This is a genomic window from Symbiobacterium thermophilum IAM 14863 (genome assembly GCF_000009905.1).
In the GTDB taxonomy this organism is placed as follows: Bacteria; Bacillota; Sulfobacillia; order Symbiobacteriales; family Symbiobacteriaceae; genus Symbiobacterium; species Symbiobacterium thermophilum.
Genome location: NC_006177.1, coordinates 2,946,712 through 2,972,817 on the forward strand (window position 1 = coordinate 2,946,712; position 26,106 = coordinate 2,972,817).

Consider the following 26,106-nt stretch of genomic DNA (forward strand, 5'->3'; position numbering starts at 1 on the left):
GCCTTCGCCATGCAGGCCAAACGGCCCCGCCGTACGTGGCGGGGCCGCTGTTCGTTATCCTTCGACCTGCTACAGCTTCTCGCTGACCGCCTTGGCCTGCAGGAAGAGCAGCAGGTAGTCGTGTCCGCCGGTCTTGGAGTCGGTGCCGCTCATGTTGAAGCCGCCGAAGGGGTGCACCCCCACCAGGGCGCCGGTGGACTTGCGGTTGAGGTAGAGGTTTCCCACGAAGAAGTGGCGCCGTGCGTACTCCAGGTTGGCCCGGTTGCGGGAGTAGACGGACCCGGTGAGGCCGTACTCGGTGTCGTTGGCGATGCGGATGGCATCCTCGAAATCCTTCGCCTTCATGATCGCCAGCACCGGACCGAAGATCTCCTCCTGGCCGATGCGGGCCCTGGAATCCACGTCGGCGAAGATGGTCGGCTGGATGAAGTAGCCGCCGGTCTCGGACGCCAGCGGGGACGGGCCGCCGCCCAGCACCAGCCGACCCTCCTGCTTGCCGATCTCGATGTAGTGGAGGATGGACTTGAACGCCGATTCGTCGGCCACGGGACCCTGGTGGACCTCCGGATCGCGCGGATCGCCCTGCACCAGCTTCTTCGTGCGCTCCACGATGCGCTCGATCATCTCTTCGTAGACGTCCTGGTGGATGATCGCGCGGGAGCAGGCGGAGCACTTCTGCCCCTGGAAGCCGTAGGCCGAGGCCACGATCCCGTCCGCTGCGGCATCCAGGTCGGCCTCCCGGTCCACCACGATGGCGTCCTTGCCGCCCATCTCGGCGACGACCCGCTTGATCCAGCGCTGACCGGGCGCGGTCTTCGCCGCGACCTCGTTGATGCGCAGGCCGACCTCCTTCGAGCCGGTGAAGCTGATGAACCGGGTCTGCGGGTGGCCCACCAGGTAGTCGCCCACCGAGCCGCCGGGACCCGGCAGGTAGTTGAGCACGCCGGGCGGCAGGCCGGCCTCTTCCATCACCTCGGCGAAGAGCGCCGCCACGACCGGGGTGAGCGACGAGGGCTTCAGGATGACGGTGTTGCCGGCGACGATGGCCGAGGCGGTCATGCCCACCGTGATGGCGCACGGGAAGTTCCAGGGCGGGATGATCAGCCCGACGCCCAGCGGGATGTAGTAGAGCTCGTTGTCCTCGCCGGGAATCCGGGTGAGCGGCTGCGGCTCGGACAGCCGGTACATCTCGCGGGCGTAGTACTCCAGGAAGTCGATCGCCTCCGCGGTGTCGGCGTCGGCCTCGACCCAGCTCTTGCCGATCTCCACCACCATGGTCGCCGAGAACTCGTGCTTCCGGCGGCGCATGATGGCTGCGGCCTTCAGGAGGATCCGCGCCCGCGCCTTCGGGCTCACCCGGCTCCAATCCTGGAACGCCGCGAGGGCGGCGGCCATGGCCTTGTCCGCCAGATCCCGGTCGGCCTTGGCCACCGAACCGATGACCTCTTTGGGGTTGGCCGGATTGGTGGACAGGATCCGATCCCGCGTCATGATCCGCTCCCCGCCGATGATCAGCGGGTACTCCCGGCCGAAGCGGCTCTGCACCAGCTCCAGGGCACGCCGGAAGGCCTCGCGGTTCTGCGGCAGCGAGAAGTCGGTCAACGGCTCGTTCTGGAAGGGCACGACAGCCATGAGCACCAACCTCCTTCACTCGGTATGCAATCATGCATATTCCGTGAAGGCGGCCCCGCTTCCTGCAAGAATAGGCTGCAATTTTCCTGAAGCGGCTAGGGGAGGGTGCGAATCGCCTTCACCCGGATGAGTCCCATGTAGACGGTCCAGGCGAGCGCGATCAGCGCGTTCAGGGTCAGGGCCAGGGAGGGGCCGAGGTAGTCGAAGGCCATCCCCATCGGTCCCTGGCCCAGGGGCATCATCGCCAGGGCCGTCATGGTGTAGGCCGACATGACCCGGCCGCGCATCTCGTCGCCCACGTTGGTCTGCAGCAGGGTGTTCAGCGTCGTCTGCCAGGTCATGTTCAGCCCGCCGACCAGCACCAGCAGCGCCAGCGACACGTACAGGTTGGTCGACCAGCTGAAGGCGATCAGCGAGGCGGGGAACAGAATGCCCGCGCCCAGCAGCAGCTTCCCTTTCCACTGAATGTTGGTCGCGGAGGCGATGGCCAGCATGAAGATCACGGTGCCCAGGGCCGGGGCGGCCTGCATGAGGCCGGCCGTGTCCACGTCGCCGTGCACCACGTCCCGGGCGAACACCGTGATGAACTGCTGATACGGCCGGGCGAAGAAGGACGTCACCGCGGCCATGGAGATGAGCGCCAGGATGACCTGGTTGTGCCCGATGAACGAGAGGCCGGCCCGCAGGTCCTCGAGCATCGACGTCTTCCCACCCCCGGGCGCGTGGGGCGGAAACTCCATGAGCGCCAGCGCGATGAACACCGCGACAAAGCTGACCGCGTTCACGTAGAAGCAGCCGGCAAACCCGATCAGCGGCACCAGCACCCCCGTCAGCGACGGCCCGAACAGGGCGGCGCCGTTGAAGGCGATGGAGTTGAACGAGATGGCGGCGTGCAGGTTGTGGCGGGGCACCAGGTGCGGGACCAGCGCGTGGCGGGCCGGCTGGTCGAACGCCTGCGCACAGGCGGAGACGGCCGAGAGCAGGACCACGTGCCAGACCTGGATGTGCCCCAGCAGCGTCAGCGTCCCCAGGAGCGCAGCGCTGATCATCTGCACCGTCTGGGTGACGTACAGAATCCTCCGCTTGGGCAGCCGGTCGGCCACCGTGCCGCCGATCAGCGACAGGAAGATCAGCGGGAATGCCCGCACAAAGCCAACCGTGCCCAGCCAGGCTGCGCTGTTGGAAAGGTCGTAGACCAGCCATCCCTGGGCGACGGACTGAATCCAGGCCCCGGCGTTGGAGACGAGGAAGCCGAACCAGTAGAGCATGTAGTTCCGATGACGCAGCAGAGCCAGTACTCCCCGCTCTTCGTGCATGACACCAACCTCCAACAGGGGCCGCAGCGTTTACTTCATCTCATTAAGTATTTGCCGTGATCCTTTCGCATTCCTTCCGCAAGCTCCGTGGTCGGCGCCAAAAGGGGCTCACCCATTCCGGCGCGGCCGGCCAGATCAGGCCTTCACGTGTCTCATTCTAAGGTTGCCGGTGCGGACCGGGTATTCCGAGGTCTGAATGGCGGTATTCCCTCCCCATATCGCCCCGGCAGCAATGAAAGTGACCACACGACTTCCGGGCACTGCGCCCTGAAATCGTGTGGTCACTTTCTGCCGCGCCTGCGGCCTCACAGCCGCGGCCCGCGTCATCGGGTATGGTCGGGGTGACAGGATTTGAACCTGCGACCTCACGGTCCCGAACCGTGCGCTCTACCAAGCTGAGCCACACCCCGAGGAAGTTGTGAGCGTGCAGCGATGGGCGGTGAGAGGAGCGACTCCGCTCACGGCCACGCCTCACAACTCACAGCCATCGTGGTCGGGCTGACAGGATTTGAACCTGCGACCTCTTCCACCCCAAGGAAGCGCGCTACCAAGCTGCGCCACAGCCCGAAGAGTTGGTGGAGCTGAGGGGAATCGAACCCCTGACCTCTTGAATGCCATTCAAGCGCTCTCCCATCTGAGCTACAGCCCCAATATGGGCAGACCGACCGGGGTCGAACCGGCGACCTCCAGAGCCACAATCTGGCGCTCTAGCCAACTGAGCTACGGTCTGCATGTCGGTGGCAGGGGCAGTAGGACTCGAACCCACAACCTACGGTTTTGGAGACCGTTGCTCTACCAATTGAGCTATGCCCCTAGAAAACTGGCGCGCCCGGCAGGACTCGAACCTACGACCTCTTGCTCCGGAGGCAAGCGCTCTATCCGCTGAGCTACGGGCGCAAAGCTGGCGCGCCGGGCAGGATTCGAACCTGCGACCGCCTGATTCGTAGTCAGGTACTCTATCCAGCTGAGCTACCGGCGCAAACGCTGTGCGGCGAGAGGGGACTCGCCGCCGGTGGAGCTGATGACCGGGCTCGAACCGGTGACCTCGTCCTTACCAAGGACGTGCTCTACCTCCTGAGCTACATCAGCGGGAATGGTGCAGATGGGGAGACTCGAACTCCCACCGGGAGTGGTTACCCGACACGGTCCTGAGCCGTGCGCGTCTGCCAATTCCGCCACATCTGCATGCTGGTGTCGGAGGCGGGACTTGAACCCGCACGGGAAACCCATACGCCCCTCAAACGTACGCGTCTGCCAATTCCGCCACTCCGACAGAGGTGGCATGCGCCCTTCAGGGCGGCTCCCTGAAGGGGCATGTACTGGTGACCCCAAGGGGATTCGAACCCCTGTTTGCGCCGTGAGAGGGCGCCGTCCTAGGCCTCTAGACGATGGGGCCGCATGTGGTTGGGGATCTAGGATTCGAACCTAGACTACCTGATCCAGAGTCAGGCGGGCTACCGTTACCCCAATCCCCAGTATACACGCGAAATGCGTTCTCGTGAAGCCGTCAGTTGCAGGCAGGTCCACCAACCGGTCCACCTTCCCCCGGCGGCTCGTGCCGCCGGGGGAGGCTTCCCGTCAAATGAGTTTGGGCAGCGACCTATTCTCCCCCTTGCGGAGTACCTTCGGCCCTGGAGGGCTTAACTTCCGTGTTCGGAATGGGAACGGGTGATCCCCTCCGGCATCGCCACCCAAAACCTTCGAGGTCTTACCCTCAAAACCACACAGTGAACACACACCAGCGAAATCAAGCCCTCGGCCGATTAGTACCGGTCCGCTCCATGCCTTACGGCACTTCCACTCCCGGCCTATCTACCTGGTCATCTTCCAGGGGCCTTACTCCCTTGCGGGATGGGAGATCTCATCTTCGGGCCGGCTTCGCGCTTAGATGCTTTCAGCGCTTATCCGTTCCGGCCATGGCTACCCAGCTGTACCCCTGGCGGGATAACTGGTACACCAGCGGGCCGTCCACCCCGGTCCTCTCGTACTAGGGGCAGATCCCGTCAAATCTCCTCCGCCTGCGATGGATAGGGACCGAACTGTCTCACGACGTTCTGAACCCAGCTCGCGTACCGCTTTAATCGGCGAACAGCCGAACCCTTCGGACCGACTTCAGCCCGAGGATGCGATGAGCCGACATCGAGGTGCCAAACCTCCCCGTCGATGTGGACTCTTGGGGGAGATCAGCCTGTTATCCCCAGGGTAGCTTTTATCCGTTGAGCGACGGCCCTTCCACCCGGAACCGCCGGATCACTAAGCCCGTCTTTCGACCCTGCTCGACCTGTCTGTCTCGCAGTCAAGCCCGCTTCTGCCTTTGCACTCCGCGGATGATTTCCAACCATCCTGAGCGGACCTTTGGGCGCCTCCGTTACCTTTTAGGAGGCGACCGCCCCAGTCAAACTGCCCACCTGGCACGGTCCACGGCCCCGCTCCAGGGGCCTGTGTTAGAACTTCGATGCTGCGAGGGTGGTATCCCAACGGCGCCTCCACCGAATCTGGCGACCCGGCTTCGCAGGCTCCCACCTATCCTGTACACGCACCACCAAAATCCAATGCCAGGCTACAGTAAAGCTCCATGGGGTCTTTCTGTCCAATCGCAGGTAACCTGCATCTTCACAGGTATTGCAATTTCACCGGGTCCCTCGCCGAGACAGTGCCCAAGTCGTTACGCCATTCGTGCGGGTCGGAACTTACCCGACAAGGAATTTCGCTACCTTAGGACCGTTATAGTTACGGCCGCCGTTTACTGGGGCTTCGGTTCAGAGCTTCGGCCTTGCAGCCTGACCCTTCCCCTTAACCTTCCAGCACCGGGCAGGCGTCAGCCAGTATACGTCGCCTTCCGGCTTAGCACTGACCTGTGTTTGTGGTAAACAGTCGCTTGGGCCTCTCCTCTGCAACCCTCCCCCGCTCTGCGGCGTCTCTCCGCTCACGGTTCGAGGGCCATCCTTCTCCCGAAGTTACGGATGCATTTTGCCGAGTTCCTTAGCGAGGGTTCTCCCGCGCACCTGAGGATTCTCTCCCCGCCTACCTGTGTCGGTTTGCGGTACGGGCACCCCGGGTCTCCCTAGCGGCTTTTCTCGGCAGTGTGGCGTCAGGGGCTTCCCTACTTCATTTCGGTCGGCGTCGCGTCTCACGTTTAGCCCGGCGGACTTCCCTACCGGGCCACGCTACCCGCTTACCCCGGCTCAACCAGCGGCCGGGTCCCCCTAGCCTCCTGCGTCCCCGCATCGGTCAAGCGACCCGTAGGTGGTACAGGAATGTCGACCTGTTTCCCATCGCCTACGCCATTCGGCCTCGGCTTAGGTCCCGACTGACCCTGAGCGGACGAGCCTTGCTCAGGAATCCTTAGGCTTTCGGTGGACAGGATTCTCACCTGTCTTTTCGCTACTCATACCGGCATTCTCACTTCCATGCGCTCCAGCCGTCCTTCCGGTCGACCTTCGCCGCACATGGAACGCTCCCCTACCACTGCCCTACGGCAGTCCGCAGCTTCGGTGCTCTGCTTAGCCCCGAGTATTTATGGCGCAGCGTCATTCGACCAGTGAGCTGTTACGCACTCTTTCAATGATGGCTGCTTCTAAGCCAACATCCTGGTTGTCTCTACAACGCCACATCCTTGACCACTTAGCAGAGACTTGGGGACCTTAGCTGGCGGTCTGGGCTGTTTCCCTCTTGACGACGGACCTTAGCGCTCGCCGTCTGACTGCCGGCCATACTTGCTGGCATTCGGAGTTTGACTGGGTTCGGTAACCGATAGGGCCCCTAGCCCAATCAGTGCTCTACCTCCAGCAAGCTTCTCTGCCGACGCTAGCCCTAAAGCTATTTCGGGGAGAACCAGCTATCTCCCGGTTCGTTTGGCTTTTCACCCCTATCCACAGCTCATCCGACAGTTTTTCAACACTGACCGGTTCGGGCCTCCACGAGGTCTTACCCCCGCTTCACCCTGGCCATGGATAGATCACCGGGTTTCGGGTCTACAGCCACTGACTACGCCCTCTTCAGACTCGCTTTCGCTTCGGCTCCGGGCCTGAGGCCCTTAACCATGCCAGTGACCGTAACTCGCCGGTTCATTCTTCAATAGGCACGCACTCACCCTCATATGGGGCTCGTACTGCTTGTAGGCACACGGTTTCAGGGTCTCTTTCACTCCGCTCCCGCGGTGCTTTTCACCTTTCCCTCACGGTACTGGTTCACTATCGGTCGCCAGGCGTATTTAGCCTTGGAGGGTGGTCCCCCCGGATTCCCACGGGATTCCTCGTGTCCCGTGGTACTTGGGATCCGCCAAGCGGTCCTTCACCTTTCGCCTACAGGGCTATTACCTTCTGTGGCCGGCCTTTCCAGACCTGTTCAGCTAGGCTCAGGAGCATCGCTTTATCGGCGTCCCGCAACCCCAGCCCCGGTTACCCGAAACTGGTTTAGGCTCCTCCCCGTTCGCTCGCCGCTACTGAGGGAATCTCGGTTGATTTCTTTTCCTCGCCCTACTGAGATGTTTCAGTTCGGGCGGTGCCCTCCTCACAGCCTATGGATTCAGCTGTGGGTGACTGGCCATTACGCCAGCCGGGTTGCCCCATTCGGAGATCCCCGGATCTACGCCTGCTTGCGGCTCCCCGAGGCTTATCGCAGCTTGCCACGTCCTTCATCGGCACCTGGCGCCTAGGCATCCGCCGTGTGCCCTTTCCAGCTTGATTTCGCTGTCAGCGCTTCCCGCGCTGTGCGTCCACTGTGCAGTTTTCAAGGTACGACCTGCGGACCAGGAGCTCTGAGTATACCGGTCTCACCGGCCCCTCACAACCCACAAGTCCTGGAAGGTGAGGAAGTCCAAGAAGTGACCGCCCGAAAAGGCGGTCCTCTCGAACCCTCAAAACCAGACAGTGCAGATCGGTCGCCTTGCAAGCCGTCAGCTTGCCTCGACCCGCTTCCGCAGGCCGAGGATCGACCTAGGAGTCCTTCCCCCTTTCCGGGGAAGCCGTCTCCTTAGAAAGGAGGTGATCCAGCCGCACCTTCCGATACGGCTACCTTGTTACGACTTCACCCCAGTCACCGGCCCCACCTTCGGCGGCTGCCTCCCTTGCGGGTTAGCTCACCGACTTCGGGTGTTGCCAGCTCCCATGGTGTGACGGGCGGTGTGTACAAGGCCCGGGAACGTATTCACCGCGGCATGCTGATCCGCGATTACTAGCAACTCCGACTTCACGCAGGCGAGTTGCAGCCTGCGATCCGAACTGAGACCGCCTTTTGCGATTCCCTCCCCCTCGCAGGTTCGGCTCGCTCTGTGACGGCCATTGTAGCACGTGTGTAGCCCAGGACATAAGGGGCATGATGATTTGACGTCATCCCCACCTTCCTCCGGTTTGTCACCGGCAGTCTCGCATGAGTGCCCGGCTTTACCCGCTGGCAACATGCGACAGGGGTTGCGCTCGTTGCGGGACTTAACCCAACATCTCACGACACGAGCTGACGACAACCATGCACCACCTGTCTCACCGTTCCTCTCATTAGAGAGGCACTCCCGCATCTCTGCAGGATTCGGTGGATGTCAAGCCCTGGTAAGGTTCTACGCGTTGCTTCGAATTAAACCACATGCTCCGCTGCTTGTGCGGGCCCCCGTCAATTCCTTTGAGTTTCAACCTTGCGGCCGTACTCCCCAGGCGGAGCGCTTAATGCGTTAGCTACTGCACGAGGGGGGTCGATACCCCTCACACATAGCGCTCATCGTTTACGACTAGGACTACCAGGGTATCTAATCCTGTTTGCTCCCCTAGCTTTCGCGCCTCAGCGTCAGTGACTCCCCAGGCAGCCGCCTTCGCCACTGGTGTTCCTCCCGATCTCTACGCATTTCACTGCTACACCGGGAATTCCACTGCCCTCTAGAGCACTCAAGCCCGCCAGTTTCAGAGGCACCCCCGGGGTTGAGCCCCGGTCTTTCACCCCTGACTTAACAGGCCGCCTACACGCCCTTTACGCCCAGTAATTCCGGACAACGCTCGCCCCCTACGTATTACCGCGGCTGCTGGCACGTAGTTTGCCGGGGCTTCCTCGCCTGCTACCGTCAAACCCCGCCCATTTCCTGACAGGGCCCTTCTTCGCAGGCAACAGAGCTTTACAACCCGAAGGCCTTCTTCGCTCACGCGGCGTTGCTGCATCAGCCTTTCGGCCATTGTGCAAAATTCCCGACTGCTGCCTCCCGTAGGAGTCTGGGCCGTGTCTCAGTCCCAGTGTGGCCGGTCGCCCTCTCAGGCCGGCTACCCATCGTCGCCTTGGTGGGCCGTTACCCCGCCAACCAGCTAATGGGCCGCGGACCCCTCCTCTGCCAGCGCCACTGACTCCAGCGCCTTTTCTCCCAAACCCATGCGGGTCCGTGAGCTTATCCGGTATTAGCAGGCCTTTCGGCCTGTTATCCCAGAGCAGAGGGCAGGTTATCCACGTGTTACTCACCCGTCCGCCGCTGGGTCTCAGGGCCGAAGCCCTGAAACCCCGCTCGACTTGCATGTCTTAGGCACGCCGCCAGCGTTCGTCCTGAGCCAGGATCAAACTCTCCGTGGAAAGCTTGATGTTGGCTCCTTTGGAATACCGGCTCGCTCGGCTTCCCTCTCTGCACTGTCCAGTTTTCAAGGTTCGAGATCCGCTGTCGTCAGGCGACAGCTTTATCAGTTTACCAAGCTCTCGGCTCCGTGTCAATCGGCCAGATCGTTCCACTTGGTCGTTCCGGCCGGCCATCTCGGCCGTGAGCCCACCGCCCGACCGGCGGCAAGATGTGATTGTATCAGGCGGACGGATCGGCGTCAACCGACCAAATCCGCCCAATCACATCGCCGCATCGTCAAGTGGCAGCGTGTGCATCTTAACACGCTCCGCCGCCCGCGGGCAAGCCCTGACCCCGGACCGACAATTTCTACTTCATACCGTGATGTGCACCAGCCACGTAAGCACTAGCGCGCGGACATAAGCCGCGGGAAACATCAGCGGCGACCCTCGCGCCCTGGAGGCCCTGACCGACTGCAGGCCGGCCCCGACCGCCGAACTCACCGTAACGATGGCGAAGTACGGTGACCCGACGCCCGGGCCCGCGAAGGGCCTGGCGTACACCATCGTCCCGGCGGCTGCCATCGCCGCGCTGATGAGCACCTGCACCCAGGCGCCTTGCCCCCGCGGGCCCGATGATGACCGTCGCAGCCAGCGTCTGAAGGGCGAGGGGGAGAACACCGAGCAGCGCGTAAAGGCCCACGTAGAAAAGCTCTTGTGCGCGGCTCCCCGACGGATTCCGTGCCCAGAACATCACCACCAGATCCGTACCACCCACGACCACGACCGTCAGCCAGACGTGGACAAACAGCGACAGCCAGGAACGCCACAGGTCCTGCAGGAACCCAGGCCGAAGGGCCACCCCGCACCCCCCATCGATGCTGCGCACGTCTGGCATATCCGATTATTGCACAAACCTGTGTTCGGGTCAACCCTCTACCGGTGCAGTCGCGGGTCCAACGCCTCGCGCAGCCCTTCGCCCACGAAGTTCACCGCCAGGACGGCCACGAAGATCAGGAGCCCCGGCGGCAGCCAGATCCACGGCTCCCGAAGGAGTACCTTCAACGAAAGAGCCGCTGCGAGCATGTTTCCCCACGAGGGCGTCGGCTGCTGCACCCCGAAGCCCAGGAAGGAGAGCCCGGCTTCGCTGAGGATGGCCGAACCCACCCCCAGCGTCGCCGCCACCAGGATCGGCCCCAGCGCGTTGGGCAGGATGTGCCGGAAGATGATCCGCCCGTCCCTGGCGCCGATAGCCCGGGCCGCCTCCACGTACTCCCGGCTGCGCAGCGTCAGGAACTCGCCCCTCACCAGCCTGCACACGCCGGTCCACCCCAGCAGGCCAATGACGAGCATCGTGTTGTAGACCGACGGCCGCAGCGCAGCGGCCATCGTCAGGGCCAGGGGGAAGAACGGGACGATCATGACCACATCGGTGAGGCGCATGATCGCGCTGTCCACCGCGCCGCCGTAGTAACCGGCGACGGCCCCAAGGACCACGCCGATCGCCATGTAGATGGAGACAGCGACGAGTCCCACCGTCAGGGAAACCCGCCCGCCATAGAGCAGCCGGGCGTAGACGTCCCGCCCCAGCTCATCGGTCCCCAGCCAGTGCTCCCGGGACGGCGGTTGCTCCGCCTGCCGGATGTCCGGCAGATCCGGGTCGTGGTGGGTGAACAGCGGCGCGCAGGCCGACGCCAGGATCAGGGCAAAAAGCACATACAGCCCCAGCATCGCCCGCCGGTTGGCACGGAAGCGGCGCCAGGCCACCAGCACTCCCCCCGATTCACTCATAGCGCACCCGGGGATCGACTGCGGCGTACCCCACGTCCGCCAGTAGGCTGCCCAGCAGGGTGAGCGCCGCGAACAGCAGGTTGAGCGCCATCAGCACCGGGTAGTCCCGCTCCAGCAGCGCCGTGTAGGTAAGCCGGCCGACTCCGGGCCACTGGAACAGCGACTCGGTGATGATCGCCCCGCCCAACAGGGCCGGCAGGTTGAGGCCGAGCAGGGTGATCACCGGCATCAGGGCGTTGCGCAGGGCGTGACGGTAGATGACCATCCGCTCGGGCAGCCCCTTGGCCCTGGCCGTGCGCAGGTAGTCCTGTCGGAGCACCTCCAGCATGGCGGAACGCACGTGGCTCATCAGCCCTGCGATGCCGGTCACCCCGAGAGCGGTGGCCGGCAGGATGAGGTGTCGGGCCGCGTCGAGGAAGCGGGCCGGGCCGGTGAGCAGACTGCCCGGCGTGGTGAACCCGGCGGACGGCAGGACTTGCAGGCCGCCGAGGGAGAAGAAGCGCAGGAGCAGCAGGCCGAGGAAGAAGGCGGGGATGGCCAGGAAGGCCAGCGAGCAGGTGGTCACGGCCGCATCGACCCACGTGCCCCGGCGGACCGCGGCCAGAATGCCGAAGGGGATGCCGGCGAGCAGCACGATGGACTGGGCCGTGACCCCCAGGGCGATGCTCGGCCCCAGCCGGTCGCCGATCAGCTGCGCAACGGGGATGCGGAACCGGATGGACGTGCCCAGATCGCCCCGCGCCGCATGGCTCAGCCACCGCCAGTACTGCTGCGGCAGGGGGCAGTCCAGGCAGTGGCGCCGGCGCAGTTCTTCGATCTTGGCCGGGTCGGCCCGCGGATCGACCAGCCCGCTGTAGGGGTCGCCCGGCGCGAGGCGGATCACGGCGAAGATGAGCAGGGAGGCGCCCAGCAGCATCGGCACCAGTTGCAGGAGCCGCCGCAGGATGAATCCAGCCACCGCCCCGTCCCTCCCTCACACCCGGCCGCCGTCCGGGAAGCCCAGCTGTACGACCGTCGTGGGCCTCAGCGGCGCCCGGACGCGATCCAGAGCTCCCAGATGTTCCAGAGGGCGCCCCGGGCGTCCGGTCGCAGCCCCCGCACCCGGTCCAGCCGCACCGCCTCGATCTGGTCCTGGCTGTACAGGAAGATCACGGGCAGCTCATCGGCCAGCAGGCGGGACCACGCCCGGTACACCGGTCGCCGCGCCTCGGGCTCCAGCCGGGCCGCCCCCATGCCCAGCAGCATCCGGCTGCGGGCGCTACGCCAGCCCGTCGCCTGCCCCCACCGGCTGTCCGGGTCGAACACCGGCCCCGGATCCGGATCGAGCCCCACGCCCCAGCCCATCAGCCAGGCGTCCGGCCGCTCGCCGCCGAAGACCGTCGCCGCGAGGGTGGAGAACTCCATCATCTGAAGATCAACCTGGATGCCCACCGCCTTCAGATCGGCCTGTATGAGCGGGGCCGTGGCCGCCCGTACGGCGTTGCCGGAGGGGTAGAGCAGGGTGAAGCGGAAGCGACGGCCATCCCGGACCAGGTAGCCCTCCGCGTCCCGCTCCGTCCAGCCGGCCTCGGCCAGGAGACGGGCCGCCGCGACCGTGTCTCGACGGCGCACCGGCGTCGCTTCCAGATCGTGGTACGGGTGGCCGTACGGGAGGTGGCCCTCGGCGACGTGGCCGTACCCCTTCAGCAGGTGGTCGACGATCGCCTGCCGGTCGATGGCCAGCAGGATGGCCTCGCGCACCCGCCGGTCGGCAAAGAGCGGGTTGCGGTGGTTGAGCCCCATGTACTGGTACCCCAGATCGGGTCGCACGAAGATCCCGATGTCCGGGTCGTCCGCCACCAGGGCCACATCCCCGGGCTTCAGCACGACGTAGTCCAGCTCGCCCGCCTTCAGCTGTCCGATGGCCACGTCCTGGTTGACCATCCGGTAGATGATCCGCTCGATGTGGGGCCGGCCGCGGTGGTAGGTCTCGTGGCGCACCAGCTCCACGTACTGGTCCGGCACGTAGCGCACGAACTGGTACGGTCCGGTGCCCACCGGCATCCGCGTGGCCGGGTGGTCGCCGAGGTCGCCCGGCGGCGTCCCGGCGAAGACGTGGGCGGGAAGCAGCGGGATGGCCAGGTTCTGCAGCAGCGGGGCATGGGGCCGGTCCGCCGCGAAGACGATGGTGTGATCGTCCGCCACCCGGATCGCCTCCCGCCCCTCCCCGTCCAGCCAGGCCTGCCAGGACGCCCTCTTCCGCGCCGCCGCCTCGTCCGCCGTGATCCGGCCGGCGGCCAGCTCCCGGTCCACGGCCGCCCGGTCGTCCAGCATGGCCGCGACGCCGCGCAGGGCGGCGTACTCGCCGGTCAGCACCCCGGGGTAGTCGGGGTGGAGAATGGTTCGGAAGGTGAATGCCACATCGGCCGCCGTGAAGGGGTGGCCGTCGTGCCAGGTGACGTCCCGACGCAGGCGGAAGGTGAACTGCCGGTGATCCGGGGACACAGCAAAGCTTTCGCACAGGTCGCAGACCAGGTCCAGGTTCTCGTCCCGGGTCAGCAGTCCGGCGAAGACCAGGCCGACGATGGTCGCGTCGTAGCCGTCCTCCATCAGGATGGGGTTGAAGACGCCCCGGGGCGCGGAGAACATGGAGAGGTACAGCGTGCCGCCGTCTGCAGGCATCTCGTCGGAGGATGCCATCGGTTCGGCTGTCTGCGCCCCGCCGGAGGACGATGGACCCCCGGCTGCGGCGCCCGCGGCACCGCGGATGCCCGCCCAGGGGTAAGCTGGTGTGGCGCATCCGGTCAGCAGCATCACCAGCGCGATCAGAGCCAGGGGCTTGGTCAGAACCACGGGCTTGGTCAGGGCAACAGGTTTGAGTCCAGGCATGGGCAGCCTCCTGCACGCGGCAACCGGGACAGCCCCTCATTAGCAGATGCGCGAGCAACCGCCGATATGCCTGGGGGTACCCGATTCCGCCGGTTGGTGGGCACGTGTGCACCCCGGCGTTAGTATGGCCCCCGATCCAACGGGCTGCGGGGAATCCTGACTCTGACGTGCCAGCCGCCCCTGTGCCCGCGCAGAACCTGAACTCGCCTCCAACGCCCGACCCCAGATTCTGCGCGCCGGCCACCTCCCCGCCCCCCGCTCACGCGCAAAACCTGAACCTACCGCCCACGCCCAACCACAGATTCTGCGCGCCAGCCCCCTGCTCGCCCCCCGTTCACGCGCAAAACCTGAACCAGCCATCCACACCCGACTTCAGATTCTGCGCGCCGGCCCCCTGCTCGCCCCCCGCTCACGCGCAAAACCTGAACCTGCCGCCCACGCCCAACCACAGATTGTGCGCACCAGCCACCTCCCCACCCCCCGCTCACGCGCAAAACCTGAACTCGCTGCCCACACCCGATCTCAGATTCTGCGCGCCAACCCCCTGCTCGCCCCCCGTTCACGCGCAGAACCTGAACTCGCTGCCCACACCCGACCTCAGATTCTGCGCGCCGGCCACCTGCTCGCCCCCCGTTCACGCGCAAAACCTGAACTCCCCTCCAACGCCCGACCTCAGATTCTGCGCGCCAGCCCCCTGCCCATCCCACGCTCACGCGCAAAACTTGAACTCGCCTCCCACGCCCGATCTCAGATTCTGCGCGCCGGCCACCTGCCCGCCCCCCGTTCACGCGCAAAACCTGAACTCGCCTCCCACACCCGACCCCAGATTCTGCGCGCCAGCCCCCTGCCCGCCCCCGCTCACGCGCAAAACCTGAACTCGCCTCCAACGCCCGACCCCAGATTCTGCGCGCCAGCCCCCTGCCCGCCCCCGCTCACGCGCAAAACCTGAACTTGCCGCCCACAACCAACCCCAGATTGTGCGCGGCGGCCCCCTCCCCGCCCCCCGCTCACGCGCAGAACCTGAACTCGCCTCCCACACCCGACCCCAGATTCTGCGCGCCGGCCCCCTCCCCGACCACGTTCACGCGCAAAACCTGAACCTGCCGCCCACGTCCGACTTCAGATTCTGCGCGCCAATCCCCTCCTCACCCCTCGTTCACGCGCACAACTTGAACCTGCCGCCCACGACCAACCCCAGACTGCGCGCGCCAGCCCCCTCCCCGCCCCTGCACGCGCGCCCGTGTTGGGCTTTCACCAACAAGTCAGCGCCCATTGCGGGCGCACCAACAGCAAAGCCGCCGTCCGGGATGGACGGCGGCTTTGCCATCGATGGACTACCGGGCAGGGGTGATGAGGTTGGCGAACAGCCGGTAGGCGCCGGGCACGTTCTGCTCCAGCTGGTAGTACAGTACCAGGCTGGTGTAGATGTACCGACCCTCACCGTAGTTCGCCACCAGCAGCGTGCCTTCGAACGGCTCCTCACCGGGGTCGGCCATGGAGATCAGCGGGGTGAACTCGGACGCCCACCCGGACGGGATGTAGACCGCCCGCTCCTTGACCCAGCCCTCCCAGTCCTCGGGGCCGATGACGTTGGGATAGGTCAGCAGCGGGTGCTCGGGCTGCAGCACCGTCACCTCCGCGTTCTCATCGGTGACGCGCCAGTTGAAGGACGGGCTGCCGGGCTGCAGGTAGTACGGGGCGGAGGTGGAGGCGTTCCAGTTGTCGCCGGGCTGGTGATACTGGACCACCAGGTTGCCGCCGTTCCTCACGTACTCCATCAGCCGGCTGTTGGCGGCCACCAGATCCGGGCGGGTCCGGTAGGCGCGGATGCCCAGGACAATCGTGTCGTAGACCGAGAGATCGCCGTAGGCCAGGGTGCTCTCATCCAGCAGCTCCACGTTGACTCCGATGAGCCGCAGGTACTGGGGGACGCTGTCGGAGCCGCCGTCGACGTAACCCACCCGCAGCCCCTCAGGCACCACCACCGGGAAGGCCTGCACATCCACCACGGCCTTCTCGACCATGTAGGTGCGGCCGATGTGGTCGTACTCAATCACCTGCACCGAGCTGTCGGAGCTGGCGCCGCCGACCGCCCGGAACCCGATCTCATAACCGCCGGCCTGCAGGCTGGAGGGCGGCGTGATGGTGAAGGTCGCAGACTTCACCTCGCCCTTCCGCGCGAAGGACAGCCGCTGCATGGAAGGTTGCGCGGTCCACCCCTCGGGCAGAACCGGCATGACCACCGTGGTGGCCTGGCCGGCCTTGTAGTTGGTGGCTACCACGTTGATGGTGAACGACCCGGGCTGATCAAGGTTGATCACAGCGTTCTCGGGATCGGTGCGGAGGGCGACATCAGGCAGGACCGCCACATACTCCTGCGGCTCCACCGTCACCACAGCCGAGACGCCGTTGACCGAGAACCGGATTACTCCGGTGATCTCATGGGGATGATACGGATCGAAGTATTCTGCGTTGGTGGGGATGGTGACGTCCCACTTGGCCGTGGCCGTCTTGTTATAGGCCAGGTCCACGCCGTTCACCACGGCGGTCGCCGTCGCCTTCCACCCCCTGGGGAGGCTCAGCGACAAGGAGACATCCTCCACGGGCACCTGGCCGCCCTGGAAAGCGGTGAGGGTCAGGGTGGTCGTGGCGCCGCGGGTCACCTCGTACTCGCTGGCCTGCAGGCGCGTCACCAGAAGCACGGCCTTCGCCAGCGCCTCTTCCATCTGCCGCTCCTTGCGGGCCAGGCGGAAGTCGATGTCGTAGCCCAGCTCGTCCTCGAGGCCGATCTTCTCGGCCACCAGCGCCCGGGCCTCACGGACTGCGGTCAGGCCGTCGGTCAGCGCCTTGGCCACCTCGGCGTTCTTCGGATAGGCCTCGAAGGCGGCGTCGATGGCGGCCTGCACCTCGTTCAGCTTCGCCTTCAGCGCCGCGTCGCTGACCAGCTTCGCCAGGTCAGCCACGGTCTGCGGCAGCCCGTCGAAGATGGAGCTCTCCTGCTCGTTCACCGGGATGGACGCCTTCGCCAGGTGCAGGGTCACGTAGGACGGACCCTCGGCGTAGAAGGCACCCATGTCCTGGCTCTTGTGGTACGCCCGGGACTCCTCACCCAACTGGACGTAGGAGGCGCCCAGGATCGGGTCGTACTCGCCCACGGGCACCGAGACGTTCACCGGCAGGCTGGTGTTGTCGGCATAAACGCTGCCGCTGCCGGATTCTGCCGGCAGGTAGACCTTCTTGATCTGCCAAGGCCGCAGCCCCTCCGCGATCTGCTCGGGGAAGGCGTTGGGGTCGGCGGCCGCGTCATACGCTTCCATGGTCAGCACCGTCATCGCCCGGTGATGACCATGCTGGCCGTAGCTGTCGAGGAAAGAGGGCATTACCACATCCGGACGGGTCTCGCGGATGATGCGCACCAGCCGCTCCAGGGAGAGTTCGTGGCCCCACTGCTCCAACGTCTCCTCCGGGCTCTTGGAGAAGCCGAAGTCCCAGATGGGGTCACCCATCTCCCGGGTCAGGAAGCGCAACTCCACGCCGTTGGCCTCGGAGGCCTCCTGCAGCTCCCGGGTACGCACCACGCCCAGGGCGTGCACGTACTCGGTGCCGATGGCGTTCTGGCCTCCCTCGCCCCGGTTGGCGTTGAGGCTGATGGTGTGGGCGCCCAGGGCATGCCGGACGTAGGCCAGGACCGAACTCCGTTCATCGTCGGGGTGTGCGCCGGTGTTCATGAACGTGTTCACCGACTTCAGCGGCGTCAGCGCCTTCCACAGGGCGACCGTGGCACGCTCTGCCGCCTGGGCCTCCAGGGGCTGCGCGATCAGCGCAGCCCCCAGGGAGACCACAAGCGCCAGGGCGAAGGAGAGCAGACGTTGAGCGGTCTTCCGGACCTTGGACCGAACCATACCTGGCTCCTCTCCTTTCCCCCTGGTGGTCTCATCCCACCAGACGATTGTGGATGACGGACCCTTCCCCTTCATGTATAACGGGCCTTTGCCCCGGATGGTTTACTTGCCCTTGCCCTTGATGTTCTCGTCCCAGTAGCCGATCCACTCGGCTTCCTTCTCGGCCATGACGTCCCACTCGAGGTCCATGGCCTTCAGCTGGGGCATCAGCTCCTTCAGCCACTCGGGCTGCATGGACTCGGGCAGGTTGATCGACGGGATCTGGAACCGGGTGGCCGCCAGCTCCGCCTGCACCTCGTCGCTGAAGAGCAGGTTCAGGAACTTCTCGGCCGCCTGCGGGTGCTTGGCGCCGGCGATCATGCCCACGCCGTCCACCAGGATCGGCACGCCGCTCTCGGGGATGATGTAACCGAAGGGCATGCCCTCCTGCGCCTGGATCAGGACGTCCTGCAGGTTCCAGAGGCTGAGGCTGCCTTCCTGCCGGAAGATCTTCAGGTACAGGTCGGTGGGGTTGGCCGCGTACTCCTTGGTGTTGGCGTCCAGCTTCAGCAGCCACTCGTAACCCCGGTCAGGCTTGCCGTCCTCCTGGTGGAACCGGTCGATCATCGCGGCATAGATCGTCCGCATGGTGCCCGAAGCCGGCACGGCGCGGATGATGATCTGGTCCTTCCACTTGGCGTCGAGCAGGTCATCCCAGTCCTTGGGCAGCTCGCTCTCGGAGATCATCTCCTTGTTGTACATGATGACCTCGGGGAGGAGCATCTCGCCGTACCAGTGACCCTCAGGATCCTTGTAACCGTCGGCGATCTTGGAAGCGAACTCCGGGTTGATCTTCGCCAGGAGGCCTTCCTTCACGGCCAGGGAGAGCGCCTGCTGGGTGCCGCCCCACCAGATGTCGCCCTGCGGGTTGGCCTTCTCCGCCCGGACGCGCTCCATGATCTCCTGGGCGCCCATGGGCAGGACCTCGACGTTGCCCTTGTACTCCGGGTACTTCTCCTCAAACTTGGCCACCATCAGGTCGATGATGGACTGGTCGCGACCGGTGTAGATGACCAGCCGCTTCTCCTCCTGGGGTTCCTGGGTCTGCGGCTGCTGGGTCTGGGTCTGCGAGTTGGACGGAGTCTGAGTACCGCCCTGGTTGTTGTTCGGGGACTGGCCGGAGCCACCGCAACCGGCGGCGAACAGGCCGATGACCAGCAACAGACCCACGAGCTTGCGGGACCAGGTGTTACGCATGGTTCATTTATCCCCCTTCAGTGTGGTGATAGACAGGATCTGCACGCGTGTCGGAAGCGGGAACGAGCAGATCCACCTCCCTTCGCATCCGGAAGTGTTCTACTTCACCTCAGGCGCGCTGCGCCTGAAGACGATTCGCTATGCCAGGAGCACATCGGCGGCCAGCAGCCGCTCCCGCAGGCGCTGGTCCACCGCGGCGGGGCCGCCCAGAGCCCGGATCACCGCGCCGTAGATGGGCGCAAAGCGGGGCACTTCGACCACGCCGCCGGGGGCCTTCCCGGCCAGCCGCTGCAGCAGAGCCGCACGCACGGCCGCCGAGTTCTGCAGCACACCGCCCACCAGGAAGACGGGGAAGGCGCTGCCGTCCACCAGACCGGCCCGCCGGGCCGCGAGCGCCGCCGCCTCAGCCAGTTCGCTGCCGGCCCGGGCCAGGACCTCCGCGGCCGCCCGGTCGCCCGCCTGCGCTGCGGCGTCCACCGCCCGGGCGAGCCCGGCGATGGCATCGACGCCCGTGCCGGGCAGGTAGAGCCAGTCGTAGAGAGCGTAGAGGTCGTCAACCCCCACCGCCGCGCAGAGGTGGCGGATCAGCGGGGTGTCGGAATCCCCGGCGTCCAGCGACCGGAAGGCAGCGGCAAGGCCCAGCTGGGCGATGTGGAAGGCGCTGCCCACGTCGCCCACCCGGTGGCCCCAGCCCCCGGCCCGGACAAACCGCCGGCCGTCGCCGGCGTACACCACCGAGCCGGTGCCGGCCACGACCAGCAGGCCGCGCCCGCCCTCGGCAGCCCCCCGCAGGGCGATCAGGCCGTCGTTCTCCACCAGGACGCATTCGGCCGAGACCCCGGCCGCGGCCAGGGCGGTCTGCGCCAGCTGACGGGCGTCTTCCTCCGTCGCGGGGGTGTCCACCCCCGCCAGCCCGAAGGCGGCGGTGCCGATGCGGCTCCCTTCCGGCAAGTGGCGGCAGGCCAGACGCACGGCCTCGGTCAGCGCCTGCACGGCCCGCTCGCGGCCCACCGACTGCGGGTTGCTGCCGCCGGAACGGCCGCTGCCCACGATGCCCTGATCCGGGTGGACCAGCACCGCCAGGCACTTCGTGCCGCCGCCGTCCACCGCAAGGTAGTACGTCATCCCCGGCCCCCCTCCTCCCCGGACAGGGCCAGGCAGGCCGAGTTCAGCCGCTGAGCGGCCGCCGCCAGCCGCGCCCGGGCAGCGTCCAGCCAGCCGGCCATCGCCGCGGCGCGCGCCTCCCGCTCGGCCAGCATGCGCCGGACCTCGGCGGGGGCCACGCCGCCCCGCACGGTGCGGACGGCGACGAAGTGCACGGGATCCAGCGCCAGCCGCAGCTTTTCGGCCGGCACACCCAGGGGGCGCCCCAGCACCTTCTGCGCGGCCTCCTCGACCATCCCGGGGTCCACGTCCCGCACGTCCCGGATGCCCCGGGCCTCAGCCGCCTTGACCAGGGCCGCCACGACCCCGTGGGCGGTGCGGAACGGCAGCCCGGCCTCCCGCACCAGCAGGTCAGCCAGCTCCGTAACGTTGGCGAAGCTGGCCCGGGCACGCTCCAGCAGCAGATCCCGGTTGACCTCGGCCGTGCCGACCACGTTGGCCAGCAGCCGGAAGACGGACCGCAGGGTGGAGAGCGCGGCCCACAGGTTGGGCTGCATCTCGTCCTCGGTGTCGACGATGTCGCCGAAGGGCGTGTTGTGCAGCATCTGCAGCACGGTCTGCGCCCGGCCGGCGGTGTAGCTGAGCAGCGTGCGGGCGTGCTCCAGCGAAACGGGGTTCCGCTTCTGGGGCATGATGGAGCTGGTCTGCACGTACGGATCTGCGACCCGCAGCGCCCCGTACTCCTGGGTGCACCAGAGGAGCAGGTCCTGCACCATGCGGCCGGTGTGAAGGGCGGTCAGCTGCACGGCGGCGGCGGCCTCGCTCACGTAGTCCGCCCCGGCGATGGCGTCGTAGCTGTTCTCCACCAGGCCGTCGAAGCCCAGGAGCTCGGCCACCCGCTCCCGCGAGATGGGGAAGCCCGAGGTGGACAGGGCCGCGGCGCCCATCGGCGAGCGGTTGGCCCGCTCGTAGGCGGCCTGCATCCGGGCGATGTCCCGCTCCAGCACGTCCGCCGCGGCGGTGAGCCAGTGGCCCAGCGTGGTGGGCTGCGCCTGCTGCGTGTGCGTGTGGGCGAGCATCACCGTGTCAGCCTCCTCCGCGGCGAAGCGGAGCAGCACCCGGTGCAGCAGCTGGGCGGCCTCGATCGCGTCCAGCAGGTGCTTGCGCAGCACCATGCGGTACATGGTGACGCCCATGTCGTTGCGGCTGCGGGCGATGTGCAGGTTGCCCGCCTCCTCGCCCGCGGCCTTCAGCGTCAGGTCCTCCACGTAGAAGAACAGGTCCTCGTAGCGGCCGTCGTACCGCGACGCGGCCACTTCCCCGAGGTCGATGGATGCCAGCCCGGCGAGGATCTTCCTGGCCGTCCCGGCGTCGACCAGCCCCTGCTCCACCAGCATCACCAGGTGCGCCCGGTGGATCGCCATCATGGGCTCGAGCAGCTCGTGCTTGGCGCTGTCGTAGATGGGGCTGAGCACGGCCTCCGCGTAGCTGCGCCCGGGGAAGCAGCGGCCGTCCTCGGCCGCGATCTCAGCGCGGGTCGGGGCGTGGGTGGATGCGGCCCCTGCGTGCGGTGCGGCGGATTCGTTCCGGCACGGGTCGTTGGCGGCCCCGGCCGGGTTCGGATTGCGGGTCAACGCGATCACTTCCTTAGGCGAGGTTCTGCCTCTGTTCCAGGCGGTTGGAGATGTAGATGGCGACCAGGATCAGGAGCATCTGCAGCAAACCGTAGGCGGCCGCGGTGCCGAACTTGAACGAGTACATGAGGTTGTTGATCTCCACCGAGATCGGCTGGTTCCGGGCCGTGTAGATGAGCACCGACGCCACGAACTCGCCCACGCCCTGGACGAAGGCCATCAGGGCACCGGCCAGGACGCCGCGGAACATCAGCGGGAAGGTGACCCGGCGGAACGAGTACCACCACGTGGCGCCGAGGCTGCGGGCCGCTTCTTCCACCGACGGGTCCAGCTGCGCCAGCGTGGCATTGGTGGAGCGGAAGACCAGCGGCGAGAAGCGGACGAAGTAGGCCAGGGGCAGGATCCAGAACGTGCCCACGATCACCTTGCCGAAGGTGAAGACCGAAGGCTGGTTGAAGGCGGCGATCAGGTTGATCGCGACCACCGTGCCGGGCAGGGCCCAGGGAATCATGACGGCCACGTCCAGCAGCGACTTGCCCTTGAACTTGAACCGGTTCAGGGCATAGGCCGCGGCCACGCCCAGCAGGATGGAGCCCACGGTCGCGAGGGCGCTCATCGCCAGGCTGTTCCGGATGGGCCGCCATGCCCGCGAGCTGGTGAAGAGGGTGATGTAGTTGTCCAGCGTGTACTTGGGCGGCAGCACCTGCACGGTCCAGGAGCCGTCCTTGGAGAACGAGACCAGGACGAGGACGAGGACGGGCAGGATGAGAATCAGCGTGCCGAAGATGGAGGCCACCATGGCCAGGATCTTGCCCACCGGGCTCTTGACCTCGGTGCGGTGCACCGAGACGCCCTTGGAGAGGGAACGGTAGGTGCGCCGGTTCTGGTACCAGCGCATGAGGACCAGGAAGGCGATGGAGACCACCGAAAGGACCGTCGCCTCCGCCGAAGCCAGCGCCAGGTCGCCGTTGGTGCGGGCGATGGCGATCTGCATGGTCATGATCCGGTCGACGCCGAAGATCAGCGGTGCAGTGTACGAGGCCATGGAGACCATGAAGGTGAGCAGCGAGCCCGCCACCAGGGCCGGGGTCAGCATCGGCAGCAGCACCCGGGTCCAGACCTGCCAGCGCCGGGCGCCCAGGTTGTACGCCGCCTCCTCCAGCGAGGGGTCGAATCCGGCCAGGGCCGCCGCCGCGGAGGTGTAGAAGTAGGGATACATGGTGAAGGTGTGTACCACCAGCACGCCGGTGAGCCCCTTCAGGGCGAAGGGGACCTGGGGCAGGTCGAAGAGCACCTTGAGCGCCCGGGGGATGATGCCGCTGGACGAGTAGAGGAACTGGAAGGCGTAGATGCCGATCAGCGGCGGCAGCGCCATGGGCACCAGGATCAGGCTCTCCAGCAGGCGGCGCCCGGGGAACTCGAACCGGTTGAGCAGGACGGCCATGCTCACGCCGACGACGGCACAGGTGATGACGCTGAGCACCGAGATGCCGACCGTGGTGAGCAGCGCCTCCATCTGCGTGCTGTTCAGGCTGAAGAAACCCCTGTAGTACTTCAGGGTGAAACCGGAGCTGTCCTGGACACTGGCAAGGAAGGTGGCCAGCATGGGCTGCACCACGTAGCCCCACAGCACCAGGGCCAGGGGGGCGACGATCACGTACACGAAGTAGGGCGACGCGGTGATCCGCTGCCACCTGTCATTCCACTTGGCTGCCACCTTCATCACTCCACCAGATAGACTCGCTCAGGCGGGATGTACAGGTGGATGGGATCCCCGGGCCGCCGCACCTCGCCGTACCGGTCGGCCGACGAGGCGACCAGCGTGCTCTCGCCCGCCTTGACCAGGTACTCGGTGTAGGCGCCGGTGAACTCGGCCGCCACGACCCGCCCGGTCAGGACGTTGGGGCCTTCGGGCTGTGCCACCACCTGGATGCCCTCGGGCCGCACCGTCATGACCACGCGGCTGCCGACCGCCGTGGGGACCTGCGGGTTCCGCCGCTCCAGGTCCACCCGGATGCGGCCGGTGCCGGGCAGCTCCACCACGCCGGCGGTGCCATCCACCTCGGTCAGCGTCCCCTCCAGCAGGTTGGACTTGCCGATGAAGGTCGCCACGAACCGGGTGGCCGGCCGGTGGTAGATCTCCTGCGGCGTGCCCACCTGGTGAACCACGCCGCCTTCCATGACGGCGATGCGGTCGGAGATGGCCATCGCCTCGGCCTGGTCGTGGGTCACGTAGACGGCCGTGATGTTGGATTCCGTCTGGATGCGGCGGATCTCGGTCCGGGTCTCGTCCCGGAGCTTCGCGTCGAGGTTGGAGAGCGGCTCGTCCAGCAGGAGCAAGGCCGGCCGGATGACCAGGGCGCGGGCCAGGGCGACCCGCTGTTGCTGACCACCGGAGAGCTGGTCGATGCGCCGCTGCTCCATGCCCTCCAGCCGCACCAGCGCCAGCGCCTCGCTCACCCGGCGCTTCATCTCCTCGCGGGGCACCTTGCGCACCCGGAGGCCGAAGGCCACGTTCTCAAACACGGACATGTGCGGGAACAGCGCGTAGTTCTGGAAGACCATGCCGATGTTCCGGTCGTTGGGCGGCATGTAGGTCACGTCGCGGTCGCCGAAGAGGATGCGGCCCGACGTGGGGTAGTAGAAACCGGCGATCATGCGGAGGGTTGTGGTCTTGCCACAGCCCGAGGGTCCGAGCAGCGTGAAGAACTCGCCTCCGGCGATATGCAGGTCGACATTTTTCACCGTGAGCACGGTGCCGTTGAAGCTCTTCGACACGCGCTCCAGGGTGACGGACTGCGCCTCGCCCATGCCAGACTCCCCTTCCCTGTTCACTGGTCTGCTTCGATCCCGTAGGCGTTTTCGTCGGCCAGACTGAGGGCCATGGCGACCGCGCCGGTGAGGGCGGCGCGGCTGCCCAGTACCGCGAATCGGATCTCGGGCGGATCGGGGACCAGGTCGGCCACGATCCGGTTGACTTCCGACAGCCCCTCCCGGCCGCAGTCCACCGCGTCACCCGCGAGGAGCACCAGCTCCGGGTTGAGGATGCAGGTGATGCTGGCCACGGCATGCGCCCAGTGGCGCAGGGCATCCCCGAAAAGCGACCGGGCCCAGGGCAGGCCCGCCTCGGCCAGCTCCCGGAGCCGCCGGACGGGTCGCCCGTCGTCCCCCGGAGCCTCAGGCAACGCGGCTTGCAGCTGCTGCCGAATCGCGCGGGACGAGTAGTGGAGCTCGAAGAGGCCGAAATCCTGCGGTCTGCGGGGGCTCAGCGGGCCCAACGGCAGGTAGCCCACCTCGCCCGCGGCGTTGCGGGCGCCGCGGAAGAGGTTGCCGTCGATGAGGATGCCGGCGCCGATGCCTTCGCTCACGTGCATCAGGGCCAGGTTGGCCACGCCCACGCCGGCCCCCTGGAAGTACTCGCCCAGGGCCATGAGGTTCACGTCGTTCTCCACCACGACCGGCACCCCGAAACACTGCCGCAGCCTGTCACGGAGGGGCACCTCCTGCCACCAGCCCAGCGAGGGGGCGTGGCTGACGGTACCCTCGGTGTGGGCAATGCCCGGCACTCCCACCGCAACGGCGGCGAGCCGGCTGGCCTCGACGCCGGACCGGTCGATGAGCCCCTGCAGGAAGTCGCACACGGACCGGGCCGGGTCGTGGGGGTCGGGGGAGAGCACGCCTTCCGCCTCCACCTGGAGAGCGCCGCTGAGGTCGGCCAGCCCGCCCCAGAGCCGCTCCCCCTCGAGGCAGACGGCGAGGACGAAGCGGGCGGCCGGGTTGAAGAGCAGCATGATCGGGGGGCGTCCGCCGGAGGATTGACCCAGGCCCTTCTCCTCCACCAGGCCCAGGTCCAGCAAGTCGCGGACGATGGCCGTCACCGCAGGCTGACTCAGCCCGGTCAGGGCAGCGAGCTCGACGCGCGAGATCGGCCCGCGGTCGCGAATGGCCGAGAGCACCGCTTGTCGGTTCAGCTGCTTCATGAGCCGGGCGTTGGCAGGCCTGGGCACGGCCACCCCTCCCATGCACCCCAACTTACTAAATTCGCTTAAGAAAGTATGTGGATGAGTTCGCCGCGCTGCTGGCAAAACTCCTCCCGAACAC

The 26,106-nt window shown here is 66.4% G+C and carries 12 protein-coding genes, 12 tRNA genes and 3 rRNA genes; all 27 read right to left on the minus strand.

All coding sequences use genetic code 11. The features are described from left to right. Positions 1–69: 69 nt before the first annotated feature. The 27 genes from pruA to STH_RS13705 all read right to left on the minus strand — a co-directional run bounded on the left by pruA (position 70) and on the right by STH_RS13705 (position 26,012). A complete protein-coding gene (pruA, locus tag STH_RS13570) occupies positions 70–1,632 on the minus strand; it encodes an L-glutamate gamma-semialdehyde dehydrogenase (RefSeq protein WP_011196860.1) in 1,563 nt (520 codons plus the stop codon). A 95-nt stretch (positions 1,633–1,727) separates the two neighbouring features. Continuing rightward, positions 1,728–2,948 carry an MFS transporter gene (locus STH_RS13575; protein ID WP_050742298.1) on the minus strand — a complete coding sequence of 407 codons (1,221 nt, stop codon included), beginning with the start codon at positions 2,946–2,948 and terminating at the stop codon, positions 1,728–1,730. A 333-nt stretch (positions 2,949–3,281) separates the two neighbouring features. Beyond that, positions 3,282–3,358, minus strand: a tRNA-Pro gene (locus STH_RS13580). Positions 3,359–3,438: 80 nt separating this feature from the next. After that, positions 3,439–3,515 (minus strand) — tRNA-Pro (locus STH_RS13585). Positions 3,516–3,521: 6 nt separating this feature from the next. Beyond that, positions 3,522–3,597: transfer RNA gene (locus tag STH_RS13590), tRNA-Ala, on the minus strand. 4 nt (positions 3,598–3,601) lie between these two features. Then, positions 3,602–3,678: transfer RNA gene (locus tag STH_RS13595), tRNA-His, on the minus strand. Positions 3,679–3,686: 8 nt separating this feature from the next. After that, positions 3,687–3,762: transfer RNA gene (locus STH_RS13600), tRNA-Trp, on the minus strand. 7 nt (positions 3,763–3,769) lie between these two features. Continuing rightward, positions 3,770–3,845 (minus strand) — tRNA-Arg (locus STH_RS13605). A gap of 5 nt (positions 3,846–3,850) precedes the next feature. Continuing rightward, a tRNA-Arg gene (locus tag STH_RS13610) sits at positions 3,851–3,927 on the minus strand. Positions 3,928–3,961: 34 nt separating this feature from the next. After that, a tRNA-Thr gene (locus tag STH_RS13615) sits at positions 3,962–4,037 on the minus strand. Between the two features lie 5 nt (positions 4,038–4,042). Then, positions 4,043–4,133, minus strand: a tRNA-Leu gene (locus STH_RS13620). Positions 4,134–4,137: 4 nt separating this feature from the next. Next, a tRNA-Leu gene (locus STH_RS13625) sits at positions 4,138–4,221 on the minus strand. Positions 4,222–4,268: 47 nt separating this feature from the next. Beyond that, positions 4,269–4,344 (minus strand) — tRNA-Glu (locus STH_RS13630). Between the two features lie 5 nt (positions 4,345–4,349). After that, positions 4,350–4,423 (minus strand) — tRNA-Gln (locus tag STH_RS13635). A 112-nt stretch (positions 4,424–4,535) separates the two neighbouring features. After that, a 5S ribosomal RNA gene (gene rrf, locus STH_RS13640) occupies positions 4,536–4,643 on the minus strand. Between the two features lie 48 nt (positions 4,644–4,691). After that, positions 4,692–7,636, minus strand: a 23S ribosomal RNA gene (locus STH_RS13645). A gap of 290 nt (positions 7,637–7,926) precedes the next feature. Next, positions 7,927–9,491, minus strand: a 16S ribosomal RNA gene (locus STH_RS13650). The 16S, 23S and 5S rRNA genes sit together here with 12 tRNA genes alongside, the layout of an rRNA operon. A gap of 915 nt (positions 9,492–10,406) precedes the next feature. After that, entirely contained in the window at positions 10,407–11,237 is an 831-nt protein-coding gene (gene opp4C / locus STH_RS13660) for an oligopeptide ABC transporter permease (protein WP_242654546.1), read from the minus strand. A 16-nt stretch (positions 11,238–11,253) separates the two neighbouring features. Then, positions 11,254–12,219, minus strand: a complete 966-nt coding sequence (locus tag STH_RS13665) for an ABC transporter permease (RefSeq protein WP_011196863.1) — start codon at positions 12,217–12,219, stop codon at positions 11,254–11,256. A gap of 65 nt (positions 12,220–12,284) precedes the next feature. Further along, positions 12,285–14,129 carry a peptide-binding protein gene (locus STH_RS13670; RefSeq protein WP_043714172.1) on the minus strand — a complete coding sequence of 615 codons (1,845 nt, stop codon included), beginning with the start codon at positions 14,127–14,129 and terminating at the stop codon, positions 12,285–12,287. Between the two features lie 1,334 nt (positions 14,130–15,463). After that, entirely contained in the window at positions 15,464–18,031 is a 2,568-nt protein-coding gene (locus STH_RS13675; RefSeq protein ID WP_043714174.1) for an NEW3 domain-containing protein, read from the minus strand. A gap of 102 nt (positions 18,032–18,133) precedes the next feature. Further along, positions 18,134–19,267, minus strand: coding sequence for an extracellular solute-binding protein (locus STH_RS13680; protein ID WP_050742299.1), 1,134 nt, complete (start codon positions 19,265–19,267; stop codon positions 18,134–18,136). 138 nt (positions 19,268–19,405) lie between these two features. Further along, positions 19,406–20,392: an N-acetylglucosamine kinase gene (locus STH_RS13685; protein ID WP_011196868.1), complete on the minus strand. Its 987-nt coding sequence runs from the start codon at positions 20,390–20,392 to the stop codon at positions 19,406–19,408. After that, entirely contained in the window at positions 20,389–22,005 is a 1,617-nt protein-coding gene (gene argH, locus STH_RS13690; RefSeq protein ID WP_011196869.1) for an argininosuccinate lyase, read from the minus strand. The genes STH_RS13685 and argH overlap by 4 nt, the downstream gene beginning before the upstream one ends. 13 nt (positions 22,006–22,018) lie before the next feature. After that, the gene (locus STH_RS13695) at positions 22,019–23,722 is read right to left on the minus strand and encodes an ABC transporter permease (protein ID WP_011196870.1); all 1,704 of its coding nucleotides are present in this window, start codon (positions 23,720–23,722) and stop codon (positions 22,019–22,021) included. A 5-nt stretch (positions 23,723–23,727) separates the two neighbouring features. Next, a complete protein-coding gene (locus tag STH_RS13700; RefSeq protein WP_043714178.1) occupies positions 23,728–24,816 on the minus strand; it encodes an ABC transporter ATP-binding protein in 1,089 nt (362 codons plus the stop codon). A gap of 20 nt (positions 24,817–24,836) precedes the next feature. Continuing rightward, on the minus strand, positions 24,837–26,012 hold the full coding sequence (locus STH_RS13705; protein WP_011196872.1) for an ROK family transcriptional regulator: 1,176 nt from the start codon (positions 26,010–26,012) through the stop codon (positions 24,837–24,839). Positions 26,013–26,106: the final 94 nt, after the last annotated feature.